Genomic DNA, 16400 nt, shown 5'->3' with positions numbered 1-16400 from the left:
CCAGTAGATTCCTTCGGCTGCTGGTTCAATCCGAGGTCTCGGTGGCCGCTCCGCTCAGCAGGCACTCCATGCACGCGAATTGGGCGAAATCGGCAGGGGCACACGGCTAGTGGGAGATCAGCACCTTCACCAGGACCTTCGCCGTCAGATAGTCGATGGCCGGACCCTCGGTCAGCTCAGTGATGCCACCGGCGTTGCACTCGAAGATCCGGCAACCGGCCGCGCGCAACGCTGGCACCATCACCATCGCACGCCGCCGCACCGCATCCACCCACTGCTGTTTCGCGGCCGCCATTACCCGCGCGCCGAACTCCTGGACAGTCTCCGACTCACGAAATCTGTTACTCGGTGCCCGCGGCGCAAACCCCAAGTCGGCCACCAGCTCCCTGCGACCGACGTCCACGATCGACAGACGCACATCAACAACATCGCCCGACGACGGCGCCGGCGAATCCATCCGCCCAACAACCAACCCCGCCTCGGTCAGCACCCGGACCACACCGGCACGCCACTCGGCGGCCTCCAGCACAGCGAGCGACGCCTCCGGCGACCACGTACCCGCCAAGCACCGGACGATCTCCCGATCAGCCATCCCGGCCTGCCTGGCCGCCCACATCGTTTCCACCAGATGCTCATCGCCACCATCGGCACGCGCCGACGCTGCCTGCCGCAATTCCACCGCCAAGGCTTGCCCATTCACAACCAGACCATATGGTCTGGAATTGGGGTGGTCAAAATCCGCCGCGGCCGCCGGCCGGGTTCACCGTCGCGTCGCCTCCAAGGCATCATCGCGAAGAATTCTCAGCACCGTAGCGGCCAGGACGGGATCATCTTTCACTTCGTCGACGGTCGCGGCGCCAGCAGCCTTCATCGCCTCGAACACCGCGCTCGCGCGGGTCTCCCGATCCAAACACTCCCCATCACCGTGCGCCGGGAACATCACCGGATCCTCGGAGCTCTCGCCGGTCCCGCGCAGCACGATCATCGCAGCGACACCGCGCCCGCGGCACAACGGGCACAAGATGATCGCCCAGTCCGACCCCGACGATTGCGGCCCACCCCGATTCAGCCCAGCTTTGCTGGAGACCTTGTCCACCATCTGATTCCTCCCGACGAGTACAACCGGTTATGACACAGCCCGGCCCGCAAGCCTGTCGACTCCCAGCGCGATCAACACGAGCACGTCAGCGCCGTGCCGGGGCAGATCATCTGCGACACATTCACCGCGGCAGGAGATCCACATCGGCGACCTCGACCACGGCCGCCTAAATCTACCCGCCAGGCCAGTACGTGTTTCCTGAGTAGCGATCGACCAGCTCGATTTTTCTTCGGCCATCCACCCTCAACGGCTTGCCGGGCACGGGCTCGCACAGCATTGATTCTCGCTACTGCTGGGATTCGCCTGGAGCAGCCGCGCCTCCGCACTCGCCTACACCGACTCCCCCGCCGGGCTCTACGCCACCGAGTTCCAGGGGTTCGCACGCGAACTCTGTGGCACAACCAACGACTCCACGGGGCGAGCCTCTGCCGCAGCAGCCCGATTGACATGGCATCCGCACCCACGCCACGGAGTTCACTCGTCAGGTTCCGGGCTGGGATCCGTTGCCCGTGTACGCATTCCGGACCAGGTCACCGCGACGACAAATCCCGCGACCAGCACCGCAAATCCGACCAGGATGACGTGGTCGATGTGCGAGTCGCCGAACTGGGTGATGGCCACCAGATTCCATAGCGTGTGCACAACGATCAGCCCCATGATCGACCGGTACCGGTAGTAGGCGTAAACGGTGGCCGCACCCCAGAACATCGCAGCCGTAGCCGGCCACCCACCCTGATACATGTGCAACGCCGCGCGCCCGCACGCCGAGACGACAACAGCGACGACCAACCACACCACGGCCCGCTTCCCGCGAGTCCACCGCAGCGGGACTAGCGCCAACCCGAGCACCGGCAGCATCGAAAAGAACGGCTCCTCCAGAAATCCGGCCAACAAGGCGCGGGCCTCGGCGAGCAGGCGCGCGGTCGTGTCCGAGCCAAGGCCTCCGGGCCGGATCGGATCATCCGGCCCGGCGAACACCTGCGCCGCGATCAACCCCGCCCCCGCGAAGACCGCGCCCGTGTACACCCATCGCCGAGACCGCGACTCCCCCGGCACCGGCAAGCGGTGACGCGGATGCGAGGCGCGCACACGCGGAACCGCCACCACCATCGCGGCGATCACCACGGCCTGCACGATCACCAGGATCACGGTGTCAACCAGCGACTCACGCGCCTCACCAATCGAGGGCGTCACGTCCACCGCCCGGCCACCGGTCGGTGGCGAGAGGAAATCCCCTACCGACCCCGAACAGACCGCGATCCAGAACACCACCACCAACAGCGCCAGCAGTGCCCATACCCCGAACAGCAATGCGCGCACCGTCCCAACAGCCACCACCCGCCCCACCGCAGGCGGGCTCGCAGTGTCGCGCACCTGATCCGGCTCTTCGTCCATGCGAACGATTCAACCGTGATCAACGCCAGGGAACCGTCGGCGCCACACCGCCGGTGTGCCACCAGATCCAGTCCGCGCCGGGATCCGCGTCTCGCCCTCACACGTGCGGAAACCTCATCTCGATCAGCCGGCACAGATGCAGCTGATGCTCGACCGATATCTCCACGTTGGTGGGTCCGTGGCGATGCTCGGCAAAGATCAGATCGACCTCGGCGCCGCGAGGCTGGTCGTCGGTCCACAGGCTCAGCCGGTGGATGAGGACGACGAGGTCGGCGACATGGGCGATAGAGCCCGACTCGCGGATATCAGACAAGTGAGGCCGGAAGTCGGTGCGCTGGCGAGGCGAAGCCAGGTGGGCGGTAGTGACAATCACGGTGTCACTGTCGAGGGCGAGGGCTTTGAGCTGGCGGGTGACCTCGGCGGCCTCACGTTCCTGGCCTTCCCACGGCCGCTCGCCGCTGTCGGTGATCCTGTCCAGCGGATCGATAACGATCAGGCGCGTGCCTGCCTCTGCCAGCTCTATGATCTGTTCAGCGAGGACGGTGACATCGTGATCGGGCGGGCGGCGGATCTGCAACGGTGCGTGGTCGATCTCAGATGTGCAGCGCTTCAGGGTCTTCCGATCCGCGGCCGAAATTAGGCCGGTCTGGATGCTGTTCAACGCGATGCCCGCTTCGGCCGATCGCAGGCGCTGAGTCACCGCTATCGGCGAGGCCTTGAGCGTGAAGTACGCGGTCGGGATACCGTGCCGCAACGCCGCGGCGCGGGCGAAGCCGAGCGCGAGCGTGCTGGATCCGGCACCGGGATAACCGGCGAGCACGGTCAATGTCCCCGGTTCGAGCCCGCCACTGGTGAGCAGGTCGAATTCGGCGAAGCCCGTCGGAATTCGGCGCGCGCCGGCCGCGTCGAGCGCGTCGATCTGGTCCATTGTCGGCTGCAGCAGCTCCAGCAAGGCGTACTCCCCGGTCATCGCCACCGTTGGGTCCACGATCTGCAGGCTCGTGACCATTTGCTCACCGAGCGTGGTGCGGATTCTCCCCAGCAGCTCGTACCGGCTCGCGCGCAGCTGAGCAGCCCGCGCTCGTGAGGCGGCAACGACGGTCAGCACGCCGTCGCACAACGTCACCGGAACCGAACAATCCGCGAACTCCGCACCGACAAGATCATCCCAATCTTCCAGAGGCACTTCGGCACTTCCCCTTCCGCTACATAGTGGACAATCCTGTCGCGATGCTGAGGTATAACGAGCGGGTGTCCGCCTCCTCCGAGCCAACCCAGCCCCCCGCCGATGACACCGCAGATGAGGCTCGCGCGCCTGTCGATGATGCGCTCGCGGACACCTTCGAGGGCGCCGATGGAACATTCCTGGAGGGGCTGCTTCAGCCGACCATCGATGACATCGACGCTCGCGCGGTGGCCGGCGGGCCGCCAGCACCAGGGTCTGTCCCCACCGGCTTCACCGAATTCGATGAACTCACCGGAGGTTTGGCGCGGGGGACGCTGACCGTGATCGCCGGACATCCCGGCGTGGGGTGCAGCACCCTGGCGTTGAACATCGCCGCATTCGCTGCGATCTCGCGCGGCATGCCCACCGCATGCCTCGTCCTGGACAGCGCACCGACAGCGGTGACGCGGCGGCTGCTCGCCGCGGAAGCGAAGATCAACTACCACGACATTCAAACCGGCCGGATGACCGACGACGACTGGACCAAACTGGCCAGACGCATGTCCGAGATCAGCGAAGCGCCGATCGCGATCACCCGCCCCAAGAACAGGGACATCACCGCAGTAAAACGGTTCCTCAGCAACCTGATCGACCAGTTCGAGATCGAACTGATCATGATCGACTCACTGCACCTGCTCACTGCCCGCCAGGAACCGCCCTATGAGAACCGCGAGCGCGAGATCGGCGAAATCACCCGGCAATTGAAGGTATTCGCACTCGATACCAACACCGCCATCGTCGTGACCTCGCAGATGTCGACCAACCCCGGCCCGCGCCAACCCTTCCCCGTCGCCACCAGCCTGGCCGATCTCCGCGACTCCGGCAGCATCGCCCACATCGCCGACTACGTGCTGTTCCTCGAACGACCCGACGCCTGGGAACCCGACCATCCCCGAGGAGGCGAAGCAGACCTTCGCCTGGCCAAGAACCGCCACGGCCCCACAGTGACCTTCCTCCTCGAACACCAACTCCACCTCGCCCGATTCCGCGAACCTACGCCCTGACCAACGTGATGATGTATCGGGCCGACGCGCCGATAACCGCAGCGGGCATGATTCCGCGCAACTAGCCTGGGCCGCCCCGGCTTCCCTCGGCGCTTTCGACAGCTCGCAACCATTTCCGGGTGATGACCGCACCCAGATCGGTGCCGCGGTGATGGGCCATCAGGACTGCGTGGCAGATAACATCGGCGATCTCATCATCGACCGAATTCTGTAGTTGCTCAGGCGTTTTCCCGCGCGCTCGACCTTGCCCGATCGAGGCCAGGAACCACTGCATCAACTCGCCGGACTCCTCGCAGATCTTCATTGCGTGCCATGCCGGCGTTCGGTCGATGCCATAGCGCTCGGCATAAACCTCTGAAATGGCATCAAGGCGCTGGCCCAACTCCGCCCAGCGCACGTTGGTGCGGTCTGATCCGCTGTCCTGCACCGGAATCCGCCGATCTGTCGGTCTCTTACTCGGACCCATCAATGGACGATCACTCAGTGCGCAGGCATTGCCTAGCGACGGCCGGGTCATCCTTCCAAGTCCCAGCCTGGTCCGGGCTGAGACATGGATGCGACTGCCTGGTCAGCGCTGCTGCTCTATAGCCGCACGGAATTGCTCTGCATTCGGTCCGGACAACTCGTAGGTAACCGTGACCCGCCGCGATAGACCGTGTTCAGCACTGCCCTGCGACGTTGGAACTATTTGCGCAGCAAGCGCTTTCAACTCTTCGAACCTCAATGCCCGCTGCGGCGCTGACGGGTCGAGATCGTTGACGCCTCGAGGATTGCCAACAGCATGTCCTCGGTGCCGATACAGGTCTCGCCTCGCTCGGCTGCGTGGGCCGCTGCTCGCAGTAGCGCGCCGATCAGCGAGGGCGCGACACTGGTCACGGTCACCGAGGTTTCATCACGTTCGGTGGTGGTCATGGCTGCTCACGCTACCGGCCGCGCGTCGAGAAACACCGACCCGTGAATTCGACGGACCCATTCATCGCCAGCGTTCCGGAGCACTGGACAACCCAGACGCTGAACTGAATCCCCAATGAGCCGCCGTCGCAGTGGGTCGTGTGGTCAATCCCGATACGACGCAACCGCACTCGGCGACCACACTGGCAACCCCCACCAAGCCTCAGCGACCGCTCCGGCAGCCGCAGCCTGTTCACGACCGAAGCTCCCCCATCCCAACAGATCAGGGGCGTCATCCAGCGACGCCATCCACCGCCGGAACAAGCGGCCACCATCAGGATCGGGGTGGCGTGGCAAGAACTGCCCGACACGGCCGACCATCCGCACCAACGCCACCGTCTGTCCAGCGCGTTGAGTCTCCTCGTAACCAAGGTGCACGACCTCGCTTACCGTGACCTGCGATTCCTCCATCGCCTCACGCCGCAAGGTGGCCGCAGGGTCGTTGCCGTCAATCGGCTCCGGCGACCCGCCGGGCAAGTTGTACCCGCCGCCGACATCCTGGATCAGCACCCGGCCCGTCGCATCCAGCAACCATCCATACACCTGATCCACCGCCATGCCAGCTGGAACAGGCCCCGCAACCCAGCGAAACATCACGGCCAACACGCTAGCGCCGCAACACCCTTGCGTTCGCGCACCGCGCAATGTGAACCTGATGCACTTGAGTCCTCGCTCGATGGTCGCCGATTTCGTTGAGCCGTCGTGCCACCCACGCCGGAGCGCCGAACATCCGAGGGTTCAGCGGTTCTCAGCGCCCGACTATCAGTACAGTGGGGCGATCCGATCGTTGTCCTCGTGATCGCCTTCCTCCGACTTGGTGCCGATGAACCTTTTGCGAGATGAGCAACACCTGTCCGCCGCCACCGAGCACGCCGGGTTGTCGGCAGCGGGGGCACAACTGCTGAGTTCACACGCCACCAGCGTCTACCTGCTACCCCGCGAAGGCGCAGTCGCACGGATCACGCACTCCGTCCGTGACGGCATGCACGCCCGCACCGCGATCGCGTTGACCCGGTGGCTCAGAGATCAGGACATTCCTGTGACCGAGCCACTTATCGATGACGCCGTCGAGGTCGATGAAGCGACGGTGACGTTCTGGCGTCACTACCCACAGGAAGACCAACGCGGCCCGGCGTTTCACGAGTTCGCCTGGATCCTGCGCCGTCTACACGTACTACCACTGCCACCGATGATCGCCATTCCCGAATATGTTCCGCTCGCAGCGTTGCGTTCCGACCTCAAGCACCCCGATCATCTCGACTCAGAAGATCGAGACTGGCTGTGCGCAAGGGCAAATGAGCTTGTCGCCGCCTACACACAACTCGACTCCAAACTCGGTGTCGGCCTGGTTCATGGTGATGCCTACATCGGCAACACGCTCTGGGATGCCGACGGGCAGCTGCTGCTCGGCGACTGGGACGAAGCCTCGTTCGCGCCCCGTGAACTCGACCTGGCCAACACCTATCACGACATCGTCCGCTTCGGAACATCTGAATCCGACATCGCGGCGTTTACCCGCGGATACCGAGGATGGGACGTGCGGGAGTGGAGCGGATTCCCCGTGCTGCAGCAGATTCGTGGCCTGCACACCTTGAGCGCCTACATCCGTCGGGCGCGACGAGGTGACACCGCTGCAGGTGAGGAGCTGAGGTTCCGGATCGATTCCCTACGGCGCGGGGATGAAACCGCAACCTGGCACGCTGCCCCATAAGCTTCACTACCCTGGATCGTCGCCATGGTGACGGCAGCTACTGCGCCGCGCCCAAGCCGACAAGCACCGGGCTCGGAGCCGACCCGGTCGTGCGGTTTGACGCACGCCGGCTGGCGACGTGGTACGCGGGCGGTTACCGCGCTGCGGCAGCGGCCCGCTTCGACGGTGTCGATACCAGCTCACCGCAGATATCGACCCAGCTCGTCCAGGCAACCCGCGAGCGCGAACCCTGGTTGCCGGACCTGTTCTGAATCAGGCGATCGTCGCCGCGGCCAGATCGAGGGCATCAGCGATCCGCTTGCGCATCACCGGATGCAGATCCAAACCTGGCAGTTCGCTGGGCTCTATCCAGCGAACCTCGGAGGTCTCGATGTCATCGGGACGGCCCGCACCAGCGACGTGAGTCATCGAACATCTTCTTGACGGGCACGACACCCCGACCAATGCCGTGCCGTGGCTTCCGGTCGTCGGTGCCCAAGACTGAACGTACTGGCAGGATTTCGAAGTCCGGCCGCTCGTCGACAGCGCTCGACGATCGGCCGGACTTCGATCAGATCGCCTGCGCGACTTCTGCGGCGATGGCCTGTGCCGCTTCGGCAGGATCCGTTGCGGCGGTGATTGCCCTGCCGAGGACGAGAATGCTGGCGCCGCTGCGAATGGCTTCGGCCGGTGTCGCGACGCGCTGTTGGTCGTGGACCGCGCCACCGGCCGGGCGGATTCCGGGAACGACGGTCAGGATGTCAGGTGCCGCGGCGCGGATGACGGACAGGTCGCTGGCCGCGCAGACGACACCACCGCAGTTGGCGGCGACAGCGGCGGCCAGTCGCTCGTTGAGCAGTTCCGGTGATGCGTCGGGCGTGCTGGTCAACACGGTGACCGCGAGCACGGTCGGCGCCGCAAGCCCAGCGTTGCTCGCGCCTTCGCTGAGCCCCTTCACCGCCGCTTCGAGCATGGCCGTTCCACCGCCCGCGTGAACGGTCAGGAACTGCACGCCGAGTGCCCCGAGAACGGTGCTGGCTCCGTAGACGGTATTCGGAATGTCGTGCAGCTTGACGTCGAGGAAGACATCCATACCGATGTCCTGGATGGCGCGCACGGCGTCCCGTCCGGCAGCGCTGAATAGTTGGAGTCCGACTTTGGCGACGCCGATGTCAGGTTGCACGGCCTTGGCGATGGACACCGCGGTGTCCAGATCGCTGGTGTCGAGGGCGATAGCCAGCCGGTTTCTGACCGCAGTGGTGGAGGTGTACATCGGGGTCTCCTTCTATTCGTTGTCGAGCGGTGCTTCGTAGGTGTCGAAGGTGATCACACCGCCTTGAGCAGGTCGAACGTTGATGACAGCCTCGAGCGGTTCGCCTGCGGCGCCGTAGGTTCCGTGGATGTGTTCGATGACGATGCTGTTCGCGTCGATGCCGAACAACTCCTGCTCCGAGGTCGTGGCGTGTCGAGCTCGGATCTCGTTGGCGGTTCTCGTCACCGTATGCCCGGCGTCCTCGACGAGGGCCACGACCTGAATGCGGTCCGCAGTTTCGAGTTCGGGAGCGGCTTTGACGATCGCTTCCGGGAAGAACAGGAACGTGTCCTCGGTCGCGACGTCATCGATGAAGGTGCGGCTGTTGCGGCGCATGACCCGCGCGCCTTCTTTGACGCCGAGCAGGTGCGCGATCAGCAGTGGGGCGGACGCCCATTCGCGGCGAACGGTGTCCTTGCGGACGTTGCCGCTGACATCGCCACCGAAGACCAGCCCCCGTGCGGCGCGGGCACGGGCGTAGCGACCGTTCATCGGCCACCGAGTTCCACGCAGCTCGGGCGGAGTGGGAACCGCTCGCAGCCCAGGCCGAGCGATCACCAAACCTTCGGCGACCAGTTGTTGCACAGCGCGTCCAGCAGTCTTCATGTTGACGTCGAAGCGTTCAGCGATGTCACCGTTGCCGGGAAGGGGCGCGGCGTCGTAATCGCCGGCGAGCACTTCGGCTCGCAGTGTGTCTGCGATCGAGAGGTATTCGGGCTTTTTCGGCATAGCAAAGACGCTACCGGATTGCTAGTGGATATCCGCAAACCCCCCACCACCTGGCACCTATCCACCTGGTGGACAACCGCCATCTTAGTGGGTACCGTTTGAGATCCAGGTAGCCCGTGCACCGCTTCAAGCGGGAAACATTGACGCAGTGGCATGCGCGTTCACCCGCGCAGCGCGCATTGTCCCGGGCTGTCGCAGGGTGGGAGGACAGCTGAATGCGCACACTGCCAAGGATCATCAGTCCGCAGAGTTCCGCGAAGACGTCGACCCTCGACCGACGAGTGTTGGTGACCGGCGGGAGCGGGTTCATCGGCTCGGCTGTCGTCAACCTGTTGAACGAGGTTGGCGCAGAGGTGATGTCGGTCGACCTCGTGGGACCACCACCGCCAGGCTGCCCGTCGCCGCCGCGCATGGAGTTGTGCGATGTTCGCTCGGCGCGATTCGTTGATCTGATCGGAGACTTCGCCCCGCACATCGTCATCCATCTCGCAGCCCAGGTGCTGGTCTCGACAGCTATCCGTCATCCCGAAACCGACGCCGAAATGAATGTGTGTGGCACGATCGCCGTCGCTGAGGCCGCGGCGGAAGCCGGTGTCGAGCTGTTGGTTTTCGCCGGGTCGTCGGCGATCTACGGTGCGACAACCGATCTTCCGGTCTCCGAGGAACACCGACCGGTGCCGACCAATCCGTACGGCATGAGCAAGGCCGCCGCGCTCAGCTACGTCGAGTGGTTCGCTGACCAGGGCAGATTGCCAGCGACGTCGCTGATCCTGGGAAATGTCTACGGGCCGGGCCAAGCCTCAGACCGTGCAGGAGTGATCAGCCGCTTTCTCGCCGACACCGCCGCCGGTCAGCCATCCGTCTTGCACGGCAACGGATTCCCGACCAGAGACTTCGTGCACGTGCACGATGTTGCCGCGGCGGTCCTACACGCATGCGTCTCGGCGCCGGCGGGCAGGGTGAACATCGGCAGCGGCGTCGAGACCAGCGTTGCCGAAATTCACTCGATCGTCCGCGATGTCACCAATCACGAGGCGGCACCCGATCCGGTGAGTTCGGTTCCAGGCGGCATCGAACGGATGTGCCTGCGGATCGACAAGGCCGCAGCAGTTTTGGACTGGGCACCTCGGATCGGATTGGCCGAGGGCATCGCGGGACTGGCCCGATCGGCGATGGGAGCAGACGCATGAGCAGCAGCACCTGGCGCGAGTACGGGATCGACCTGGGAACAGTCACTATCGCCCTACAGACCGGCCACGCCGACTTGGTCCGGTATTTGCGCGAGTTCTATCAGATCACCGACGGCGGCCCAGCCGAGCACCCGGCGGCCTGGACGATTCGCGCCGAGGCACGGGCAGCCGAGCGCGACATGGCATTGACACCGTGGAAGGTCGGCTACCGGGCCGACCCAGGGGGCCGGGTATTGACGATCTACTCGACAAACGAACGTGACCTGGCGATAACGACCCGCAAGGCGATCCGGGAGGTGCTACTCGACTACTGCGAGGCCCGCCATTACACCATGCTGCACGCATCGGCGGTTGCCGACGACAACAGGGTGATCCTCCTCGTCGGCGACAAGGGAAGCGGCAAAACCACCCTGGCGCTCAACGCCGCGCTGACATGGGGATACCAGTACCTGTCCAACGATCACCTGATCCTCTACCGCAGCGGCGACGGTCTGGTCATCACGTCGCTGCCCACACCGATCCCGATCAAGATCGGCACCTATCTCGACTACGAGGATCGACTCGGTGAGCCATGGGAGAACGAGGGCGTCGACATCGACGCTTTCCGCAAGATGCCCCGGCTCGCACGCTACGGGCGCGACCGCAGGCTGCTGTTCACCTTCGCGCGCCTCGGACAGCCACACCCGGTGCATACCGCTTTGGGGCAACGCGACGTCACCGTGGCGCTGGCAGACTACGGACCCAATGGCCGCGTGAGTGTTCCAGCGCCCGTGGAAGATCCGGCAGTGGCGCTGTGGCCGCATGTCCGGTTCGACTGGGTTTTCGATCCGAACCTCAACACCCGCTACCTTCCCCGCCGTGAACGCAACCGCGACCACTACGCCCACGATTCCCGGGGCTTGTTGACCGACCTCGCAGCGTGCTCGCGGATCGTGCAGTGGTGCCATCGCGGCAAGCTGGGCCCGTTGTCGGACTGGCTCGCCGATTCGGGTGTGACGGCATGAACCCGATCGTGAGCGTGATCGTGCCGACGCTCGACCGGCCCGCCGAGGTGGGGCAGGCGTTGGCGAGCATCGTCGCCCAACGCGGTGTCGACCTGCGCGAAATCGAGGTCATCGTGATCAACGACGGGGGCTCCCCGGTCGAGGACGTGGTGCGGGACGCCCGCGAACGGGGATTGGTGACCCAGTTGATCAACCATCCCCTCCGCCGTGGCCTTTCGTGTGCCCGCAACACCGGCATCGAGCACGCGCACGGCGCCCATGTCGCGTTTCTCGACGACGACGACCTCTTCCTTCCTGGGCACCTCTCTACCGCTCTGGCCGCCCTGGAGTCAGGAATCGACGCGGTCGCCACCACATGTCTGGTCGCCGACCATCGAATCGACCCGAGTACCGCGATCGGCCCCGTCCTCACGGCCACGACCCCTTGGGATGTTGCGTTCGACCCGGTGTTGTTGGAGGCGTGCAACCTGTTCCCTGTCCATGCCGCGGTCCTGCGGTCGCCCCGCGCTGGGAGGGCCCGCTTCGATCCGGGGTTGCCCGCGATCGAGGACTGGGATTTCTGGTTGCGGTTGACCCGCGAGCACGGCTACCGCATCGGACGATGCGCGGCGCCGACGGTGATCTACCACCGGCTTCCTGCCACGGGCAGCATGATCGGCGCGGTAGCTGACAATGCGGCGGCGATGGCGCGGTTCGGTGCGCTGGTCCGCCGGATCTGGGCCCGATGGCCGACCAGCACAGACAGATCCCACCGATTCCGGCTCTACACCTCCATCATGTACTGGCAGGTGCTCGGCCGGCTCACTGCCGGTGGACTGGGGAACCCGCACTACTACCAGCAGTCGATTCATGCGCTCGCCCATGCCTGGCGCGAACCCGACGCCGAGACCGACCTGATCGAGCGATTGACCGACATCATCACAGCGACCGGGGAGGATGCCGATGAACGGCGCACCGCTTGATCTCGAAACCGCCACCGCGAAACTCACCGAGGAGCTCGGCGCGGACGTCACCCTCGACCGCGTCCTGCGTGCCACCGACAAATCCTTGCTGGTCGTCGGCGACTACCAGGGCCAAGCGGCCGTCATCAAGGTGTGCCTGACCGATGAGACGTTCTGGCACAACAAATTCGACCACGAGATCGGCATCTACCGGGCATTCGCGGCCTGCCCGCCCCCGGTGCGAGTACCGGAACTGGTCCACGCCGCGAACGGACGCGTCCTCGTCATCGAACACATCCCCGGCCGCGTCGTGGACACCGAGCGATACCCAGCCGGTCCCCTCACCCCAGCGGCGCTCAAGGCTACCTTGAACACTCTGCTCGGATTCGGCGCATGGAACCCACCACCGGGAGCACTGTCAGCGGTGTTCGACTACCCGGACCGGGTCGAGCGCTACCACCGCATCGGGATCTTCGACGACGACGACCGAATCGCACTACACCGACTGATCGGCGCCGTCGGACCCGTCGACGCGGTCGCCCACGGCGATTCGCTACCGGCGAACCTGCTGATCACCGACGACGGCGGCTGTGTCCCGGTCGATTTCGAGTTCACCGGACTCTTCGCGGCAGGGTTCGACCTCGCGATGCTGCACGCCCTGCTGGTAGGCACAGCGGGCGCGCAATCGAGCATCGAGGCGGTCGTGGCCGAGATCGGCATCGAGACACCGTTTTTGGTGAACCAGGCAATGGTGCTCTCGCGCGAACTACGTTTGCACACCGAACTCGATGACGGCGACTTCCGGACTGCCAGGCTGGCGTTGATCGAACCGCAATGGGAAGCGGTTCGCGCCCGCCTCCACGATCGGCGGTAGACGACGATGCACATCGCGATCGTCCACCGAGACCTGCACTCGATCGGACGCGGCGGCATCTGCACCCTCTACCGTGCACTGGCCCCGCTGCTGCGCGACGCCGGTCACGAGATCACTCTCATCACCCAACACACGCCACATCCGATGTTCGAGCATGGTATTCGCGTTATGACGTTGCCACGCACCGAGGATCTGGCCACCCACCGCCAGGCAGTGTCGCAGGCGTTGGTGGCACTGCGGCCGGACGTGGTGGAATCCTCGTCCTGGGAAGCGGAAACTCTCGAATATCTGCGCCGCCGCGCCGAGGACCGGACGCCGGTCCTGATCCGCGGCGATCTGTCGGCCGCCACGATGCACGCCTGGCCGCACCTGATCACCGCCGAGCACGAACTACTACACCTCGCCGACATCGTCGTGGCGGTCAGCGAATTCGCCGCCGCGGACCTCGCCGCCGCCTACGACATCGACCGGCCCCGCGTGATCGCCAACGGCGTCGACCGGCAACGGTTCGGCCCCGGACCGATCTGCCCGCCTACCAGCGGAGAGCGGATCACTCTAGGGCCCGGGGCCCGCACCACCACTCATAGTCGGCTGGACGAAGAACTCACTGCACCGCCGCCCTGGACCGGTCCACAGGGTCGGCGTCACCGATTGGTGTGGGTCGGCAAGACCACGCCGATGAAAGGCTGGGATCATCTCGAACGACTCGCCAGCGAGCTCGAGGACTGCGCCCACATCACCGTTCTGCTCGGCCACGCTCCGGCGCTGGCACCGATCACCCTGACCGGCACCGAAACCAACGTCACGATCCTGCGCGATCTGCCCGATGCCGACCTGCCTAGCTTCTACCGGGCTGCGGACTACCTGCTGTCGACCTCAAGATGGGAAGGCTTCGGACTGGCCATCGCCGAGGCGCTCGCTTGCGGCACACCCGTCCTGTTACCTGCCGACCTGGGCACCGCCCCGGAACTGCTCGCCGCAGGAGGCGGATACACCTACCGCACCGGACACGACATCCGGGCCCGCCTCGACCAACTCGTGCAGCCCACTGGCGTACTCCCGGCCGCACTCGAATGGGGCCGGGCCGCAACGCAAACCCTCGCGACTTACCAGAGGTTGCACTCATACCGAGCACAGCAATCGAAAGCATGACCAATGCGAGTTCTGATTCTCGGCCCGAACCATCCAGGCGGCAGCCTGCCGCCCTACCTCGACGCGCTCACTGCCGGGCTGCGCGAGATCGGTGTCCTGGTCGACCGACACGGTTCGACCGGCATTCCCTATGACCAGGACAGCCAACGATTCTGGCCGATCGACCGCATTGTGGCCTCGGCCCGTGCACTCGCCGACCAGATCGACCCCGCAGCCTATGACGTCGTGGCACTGCACGCGGGAAACCTCGAAATCGATCATCTCGTCGCCGCTTGCTGGCACCGACGTTCGCCGCCCCCGATCGCCTATCACGTCCACACCCTCGACCCAACGCTGTTTCGCGACCATGTGCCCGATGCGCGGTGGAACCGCGTTGTGCGAGAACAGATCACGAGCGCGGACGGGTACGTCTACTTCGGCCAGCACGGCAAAGTTCGACTGACTGCCACCAGTCCCTCCCTGCGTAGTGGTCAGGTCGCCTGGCTGCCCACCACGATCCCTGATGGAACGCTGCCGTGCCCATCTGCAGCCCTCGCCGCCGCTTTACACGTGCCGCACGGGCTGCCCGTGATCAGCCTCTACGGGTTCGCGGCCCCATGGAAAGACCCCGGGCTGCTCACCGCAGCTCTTCAGTTGATGCGCGAACCCGTCAGAGTCGTTGTGGCGGGCCAATTCTGGGAAGACGCCACCGCACCTACTTCTGCTGATTCACCCGGCAGGCCCGTGCGAATCGGTGTCACTGAGTTCACTGTCGTCGCCGGGTATGTCGACGCTCCCGGTCGGGCAGCCCTGATTCGCGCCAGCACCGCCGGGGTATTCCCCTACCGCGACCACCCGAGCTTTCAAGGCAGCGGAGCCATCGCCGACTACCTCGCTCATAACGTGCCCGTCATCGCCACCGACGTCGCCAACATGGCCGAACTCATCGGCGACGCCGGCTACATCGTTCCCGCCAACGACCCCGGCGCGCTCGCCGCAGCGCTCGACATGATCCTCACGGAGGGATCGGCCGCCGCAGAATTTGCCGAACAAGCCCGCCGACGTGCGCACCGGTTCACCGCCGTCGCGCACGCCACGCGCTGCGTCCGGCTCTACGAGCAGGTCATCGACCGCGGAATGCGCAGGACTTCATGAGCTTCGCCCGACTCATCCTGGTCCGCCACTGCCAAGCGCACTGCAATGTCAATGCCATTGTCGGCGGCCCACGGGGCTGCACCGGCCTCACCAACCTCGGACGCGACCAGGCCGCCCAGCTCGCGGCAAGGCTGCGCGCAGAGCACGCCATCGAGCCGATCACCGCCGCCTACACCAGCCCGCTGCCCAGAACCCGAGAAACCGCCGACATCATCGCCGAGCAGCTCGGGTTACCGATGCGCGTCGAGACCGACCTGAGAGAGCCCGATTACGCGCAAGCCGACGGGAGACCCTGGACCAGCGTCGTCGCGGACTTCAATGACATTCCTGCGCTTCGGCCCCACCGTCCGATCGCGCCCGGCGCTGAAACCTGGGCAGAATTCCTGCACCGCGCCCGCAATGCTCTTGCCACGCTCCTCGAACGGCATCGTGAGGGCACCGTCCTGGTCATTGCCCACGGTGAGACAATCACCGCCGCAGCGTATTTGTTCCTCAACTTGCCCACCGAGACCCGCGCAACGACGGCGTTCGCCGCCCACAACGGTGGCATCACTATCTGGGAGAAGCAACCACTGGCTTGGACCCGCCCTGACGACGGCTACCGATGGACCCTGCTGCGGCACAACGATATTGGCCACCTCAGTGAGACGTAGGAGCACACTTGAACACAAGCACTTGGCAGGAACTGTGCTCATGTAAG

Annotated in this window: 20 protein-coding genes; 10 read left to right on the top strand and 10 right to left on the bottom strand. The window is 65.2% G+C overall.

Annotation, left to right across the window (positions count from 1 at the left end; genetic code table 11):
* Window positions 1–106 precede the first annotated feature (106 nt).
* From NA11_RS17220 to NA11_RS44820, 4 genes are all read right to left on the bottom strand, one after another.
* Window positions 107–700, bottom strand: coding sequence for a hypothetical protein (locus NA11_RS17220; protein WP_069162920.1), 594 nt, complete (start codon window positions 698–700; stop codon window positions 107–109).
* A gap of 60 nt (window positions 701–760) precedes the next feature.
* On the bottom strand, window positions 761–985 hold the full coding sequence (locus NA11_RS17215) for a hypothetical protein (protein WP_141717650.1): 225 nt from the start codon (window positions 983–985) through the stop codon (window positions 761–763).
* Between the two features lie 588 nt (window positions 986–1573).
* The gene (locus NA11_RS17210; RefSeq protein ID WP_069162918.1) at window positions 1574–2494 is read right to left on the bottom strand and encodes a CPBP family intramembrane glutamic endopeptidase; all 921 of its coding nucleotides are present in this window, start codon (window positions 2492–2494) and stop codon (window positions 1574–1576) included.
* A 97-nt stretch (window positions 2495–2591) separates the two neighbouring features.
* Window positions 2592–3680, bottom strand: coding sequence for a DciA family protein (locus NA11_RS44820; RefSeq protein WP_069162917.1), 1089 nt, complete (start codon window positions 3678–3680; stop codon window positions 2592–2594).
* A 44-nt stretch (window positions 3681–3724) separates the two neighbouring features.
* On the opposite strand from NA11_RS44820, the gene NA11_RS17200 reads away from it, so the two are divergent.
* Window positions 3725–4723 carry a DnaB-like helicase C-terminal domain-containing protein gene (locus NA11_RS17200; protein ID WP_141717648.1) on the top strand — a complete coding sequence of 333 codons (999 nt, stop codon included), beginning with the start codon at window positions 3725–3727 and terminating at the stop codon, window positions 4721–4723.
* Between the two features lie 61 nt (window positions 4724–4784).
* Here the strand turns inward: NA11_RS17200 and NA11_RS17195 are convergent, their stop codons facing one another.
* The 3 genes from NA11_RS17195 to NA11_RS17185 all read right to left on the bottom strand — a co-directional run bounded on the left by NA11_RS17195 (window position 4785) and on the right by NA11_RS17185 (window position 6268).
* Complete coding sequence (locus NA11_RS17195) at window positions 4785–5150, bottom strand: nucleoside triphosphate pyrophosphohydrolase family protein (protein WP_245745922.1); 366 nt, start codon at window positions 5148–5150, stop codon at window positions 4785–4787.
* 293 nt (window positions 5151–5443) lie between these two features.
* Window positions 5444–5635, bottom strand: coding sequence for a hypothetical protein (locus tag NA11_RS17190; protein ID WP_069162915.1), 192 nt, complete (start codon window positions 5633–5635; stop codon window positions 5444–5446).
* Window positions 5636–5779: 144 nt separating this feature from the next.
* Window positions 5780–6268, bottom strand: coding sequence for an NUDIX hydrolase (locus NA11_RS17185; protein WP_069162963.1), 489 nt, complete (start codon window positions 6266–6268; stop codon window positions 5780–5782).
* A gap of 229 nt (window positions 6269–6497) precedes the next feature.
* On the opposite strand from NA11_RS17185, the gene NA11_RS17180 reads away from it, so the two are divergent.
* A complete protein-coding gene (locus NA11_RS17180; protein WP_069162914.1) occupies window positions 6498–7385 on the top strand; it encodes a phosphotransferase in 888 nt (295 codons plus the stop codon).
* Window positions 7367–7636, top strand: a complete 270-nt coding sequence (locus NA11_RS45670) for a sterol carrier protein domain-containing protein (RefSeq protein ID WP_141717646.1) — start codon at window positions 7367–7369, stop codon at window positions 7634–7636. The genes NA11_RS17180 and NA11_RS45670 overlap by 19 nt, the downstream gene beginning before the upstream one ends.
* Window position 7637: 1 nt before the next feature.
* Here NA11_RS45670 and NA11_RS45665 read toward each other — a convergent pair whose 3' ends face one another.
* From NA11_RS45665 to NA11_RS17170, 3 genes are all read right to left on the bottom strand, one after another.
* Window positions 7638–7793, bottom strand: a complete 156-nt coding sequence (locus NA11_RS45665) for an NUDIX hydrolase (protein WP_167837658.1) — start codon at window positions 7791–7793, stop codon at window positions 7638–7640.
* A 142-nt stretch (window positions 7794–7935) separates the two neighbouring features.
* Window positions 7936–8637, bottom strand: a complete 702-nt coding sequence (gene pyrF, locus NA11_RS17175; protein WP_069162913.1) for an orotidine-5'-phosphate decarboxylase — start codon at window positions 8635–8637, stop codon at window positions 7936–7938.
* 12 nt (window positions 8638–8649) lie between these two features.
* On the bottom strand, window positions 8650–9405 hold the full coding sequence (locus NA11_RS17170; RefSeq protein ID WP_069162912.1) for a UTRA domain-containing protein: 756 nt from the start codon (window positions 9403–9405) through the stop codon (window positions 8650–8652).
* Window positions 9406–9620: 215 nt separating this feature from the next.
* Here NA11_RS17170 and NA11_RS17165 point away from each other — a divergent pair, with 215 nt between their 5' ends.
* The 7 genes from NA11_RS17165 to NA11_RS17135 are packed head-to-tail and all read left to right on the top strand — an operon-like array spanning window position 9621 to window position 16353.
* A complete protein-coding gene (locus NA11_RS17165) occupies window positions 9621–10595 on the top strand; it encodes an NAD-dependent epimerase/dehydratase family protein (RefSeq protein WP_084654702.1) in 975 nt (324 codons plus the stop codon).
* Window positions 10592–11599: a hypothetical protein gene (locus NA11_RS17160; protein ID WP_069162911.1), complete on the top strand. Its 1008-nt coding sequence runs from the start codon at window positions 10592–10594 to the stop codon at window positions 11597–11599. The genes NA11_RS17165 and NA11_RS17160 overlap by 4 nt, the downstream gene beginning before the upstream one ends.
* Window positions 11596–12561, top strand: coding sequence for a glycosyltransferase family 2 protein (locus NA11_RS17155; RefSeq protein ID WP_069162910.1), 966 nt, complete (start codon window positions 11596–11598; stop codon window positions 12559–12561). The genes NA11_RS17160 and NA11_RS17155 overlap by 4 nt, the downstream gene beginning before the upstream one ends.
* Complete coding sequence (locus NA11_RS17150) at window positions 12542–13414, top strand: phosphotransferase (protein WP_069162961.1); 873 nt, start codon at window positions 12542–12544, stop codon at window positions 13412–13414. The genes NA11_RS17155 and NA11_RS17150 overlap by 20 nt, the downstream gene beginning before the upstream one ends.
* Before the next feature lie 6 nt (window positions 13415–13420).
* The gene (locus NA11_RS17145) at window positions 13421–14566 is read left to right on the top strand and encodes a glycosyltransferase family 4 protein (RefSeq protein WP_069162909.1); all 1146 of its coding nucleotides are present in this window, start codon (window positions 13421–13423) and stop codon (window positions 14564–14566) included.
* Window positions 14567–14569: 3 nt separating this feature from the next.
* The gene (locus tag NA11_RS17140) at window positions 14570–15700 is read left to right on the top strand and encodes a glycosyltransferase family 4 protein (protein ID WP_069162908.1); all 1131 of its coding nucleotides are present in this window, start codon (window positions 14570–14572) and stop codon (window positions 15698–15700) included.
* Window positions 15697–16353 carry a histidine phosphatase family protein gene (locus NA11_RS17135; protein WP_069162907.1) on the top strand — a complete coding sequence of 219 codons (657 nt, stop codon included), beginning with the start codon at window positions 15697–15699 and terminating at the stop codon, window positions 16351–16353. The genes NA11_RS17140 and NA11_RS17135 overlap by 4 nt, the downstream gene beginning before the upstream one ends.
* The last annotated feature ends 47 nt before the right edge of the window (window positions 16354–16400 follow it).

The organism is Nocardia altamirensis NBRC 108246, from assembly GCF_001612685.1.
GTDB lineage: Bacteria > Actinomycetota > Actinomycetes > Mycobacteriales > Mycobacteriaceae > Nocardia > Nocardia altamirensis.
This window is presented reverse-complemented; position numbering and strand designations above follow the sequence as displayed.

Bases quoted from the DNA above. Each gene is read 5' to 3' on its own strand.
- NA11_RS17170 (WP_069162912.1), bottom strand. From the start codon at position 9,405: ATGCCGAAAAAGCCCGAATACCTCTCGATCGCAGACACACTGCGAGCC.
- NA11_RS17160 (WP_069162911.1), top strand. From the start codon at position 10,592: ATGAGCAGCAGCACCTGGCGCGAGTACGGGATCGACCTGGGAACAGTC.
- NA11_RS17135 (WP_069162907.1), top strand. From the start codon at position 15,697: ATGAGCTTCGCCCGACTCATCCTGGTCCGCCACTGCCAAGCGCACTGC.
- NA11_RS17215 (WP_141717650.1), bottom strand. From the start codon at position 985: ATGATCGTGCTGCGCGGGACCGGCGAGAGCTCCGAGGATCCGGTGATG.
- NA11_RS17185 (WP_069162963.1), bottom strand. From the start codon at position 6,268: ATGTTTCGCTGGGTTGCGGGGCCTGTTCCAGCTGGCATGGCGGTGGAT.
- NA11_RS17145 (WP_069162909.1), top strand. From the start codon at position 13,421: ATGCACATCGCGATCGTCCACCGAGACCTGCACTCGATCGGACGCGGC.
- NA11_RS17140 (WP_069162908.1), top strand. From the start codon at position 14,570: ATGCGAGTTCTGATTCTCGGCCCGAACCATCCAGGCGGCAGCCTGCCG.
- pyrF (WP_069162913.1), bottom strand. From the start codon at position 8,637: ATGTACACCTCCACCACTGCGGTCAGAAACCGGCTGGCTATCGCCCTC.
- NA11_RS17210 (WP_069162918.1), bottom strand. From the start codon at position 2,494: ATGGACGAAGAGCCGGATCAGGTGCGCGACACTGCGAGCCCGCCTGCG.
- NA11_RS17165 (WP_084654702.1), top strand. From the start codon at position 9,621: ATGCGCACACTGCCAAGGATCATCAGTCCGCAGAGTTCCGCGAAGACG.
- NA11_RS17180 (WP_069162914.1), top strand. From the start codon at position 6,498: ATGAACCTTTTGCGAGATGAGCAACACCTGTCCGCCGCCACCGAGCAC.
- NA11_RS17200 (WP_141717648.1), top strand. From the start codon at position 3,725: ATGCTGAGGTATAACGAGCGGGTGTCCGCCTCCTCCGAGCCAACCCAG.
- NA11_RS45665 (WP_167837658.1), bottom strand. From the start codon at position 7,793: ATGACTCACGTCGCTGGTGCGGGCCGTCCCGATGACATCGAGACCTCC.
- NA11_RS17155 (WP_069162910.1), top strand. From the start codon at position 11,596: ATGAACCCGATCGTGAGCGTGATCGTGCCGACGCTCGACCGGCCCGCC.
- NA11_RS17150 (WP_069162961.1), top strand. From the start codon at position 12,542: ATGAACGGCGCACCGCTTGATCTCGAAACCGCCACCGCGAAACTCACC.
- NA11_RS17190 (WP_069162915.1), bottom strand. From the start codon at position 5,635: ATGACCACCACCGAACGTGATGAAACCTCGGTGACCGTGACCAGTGTC.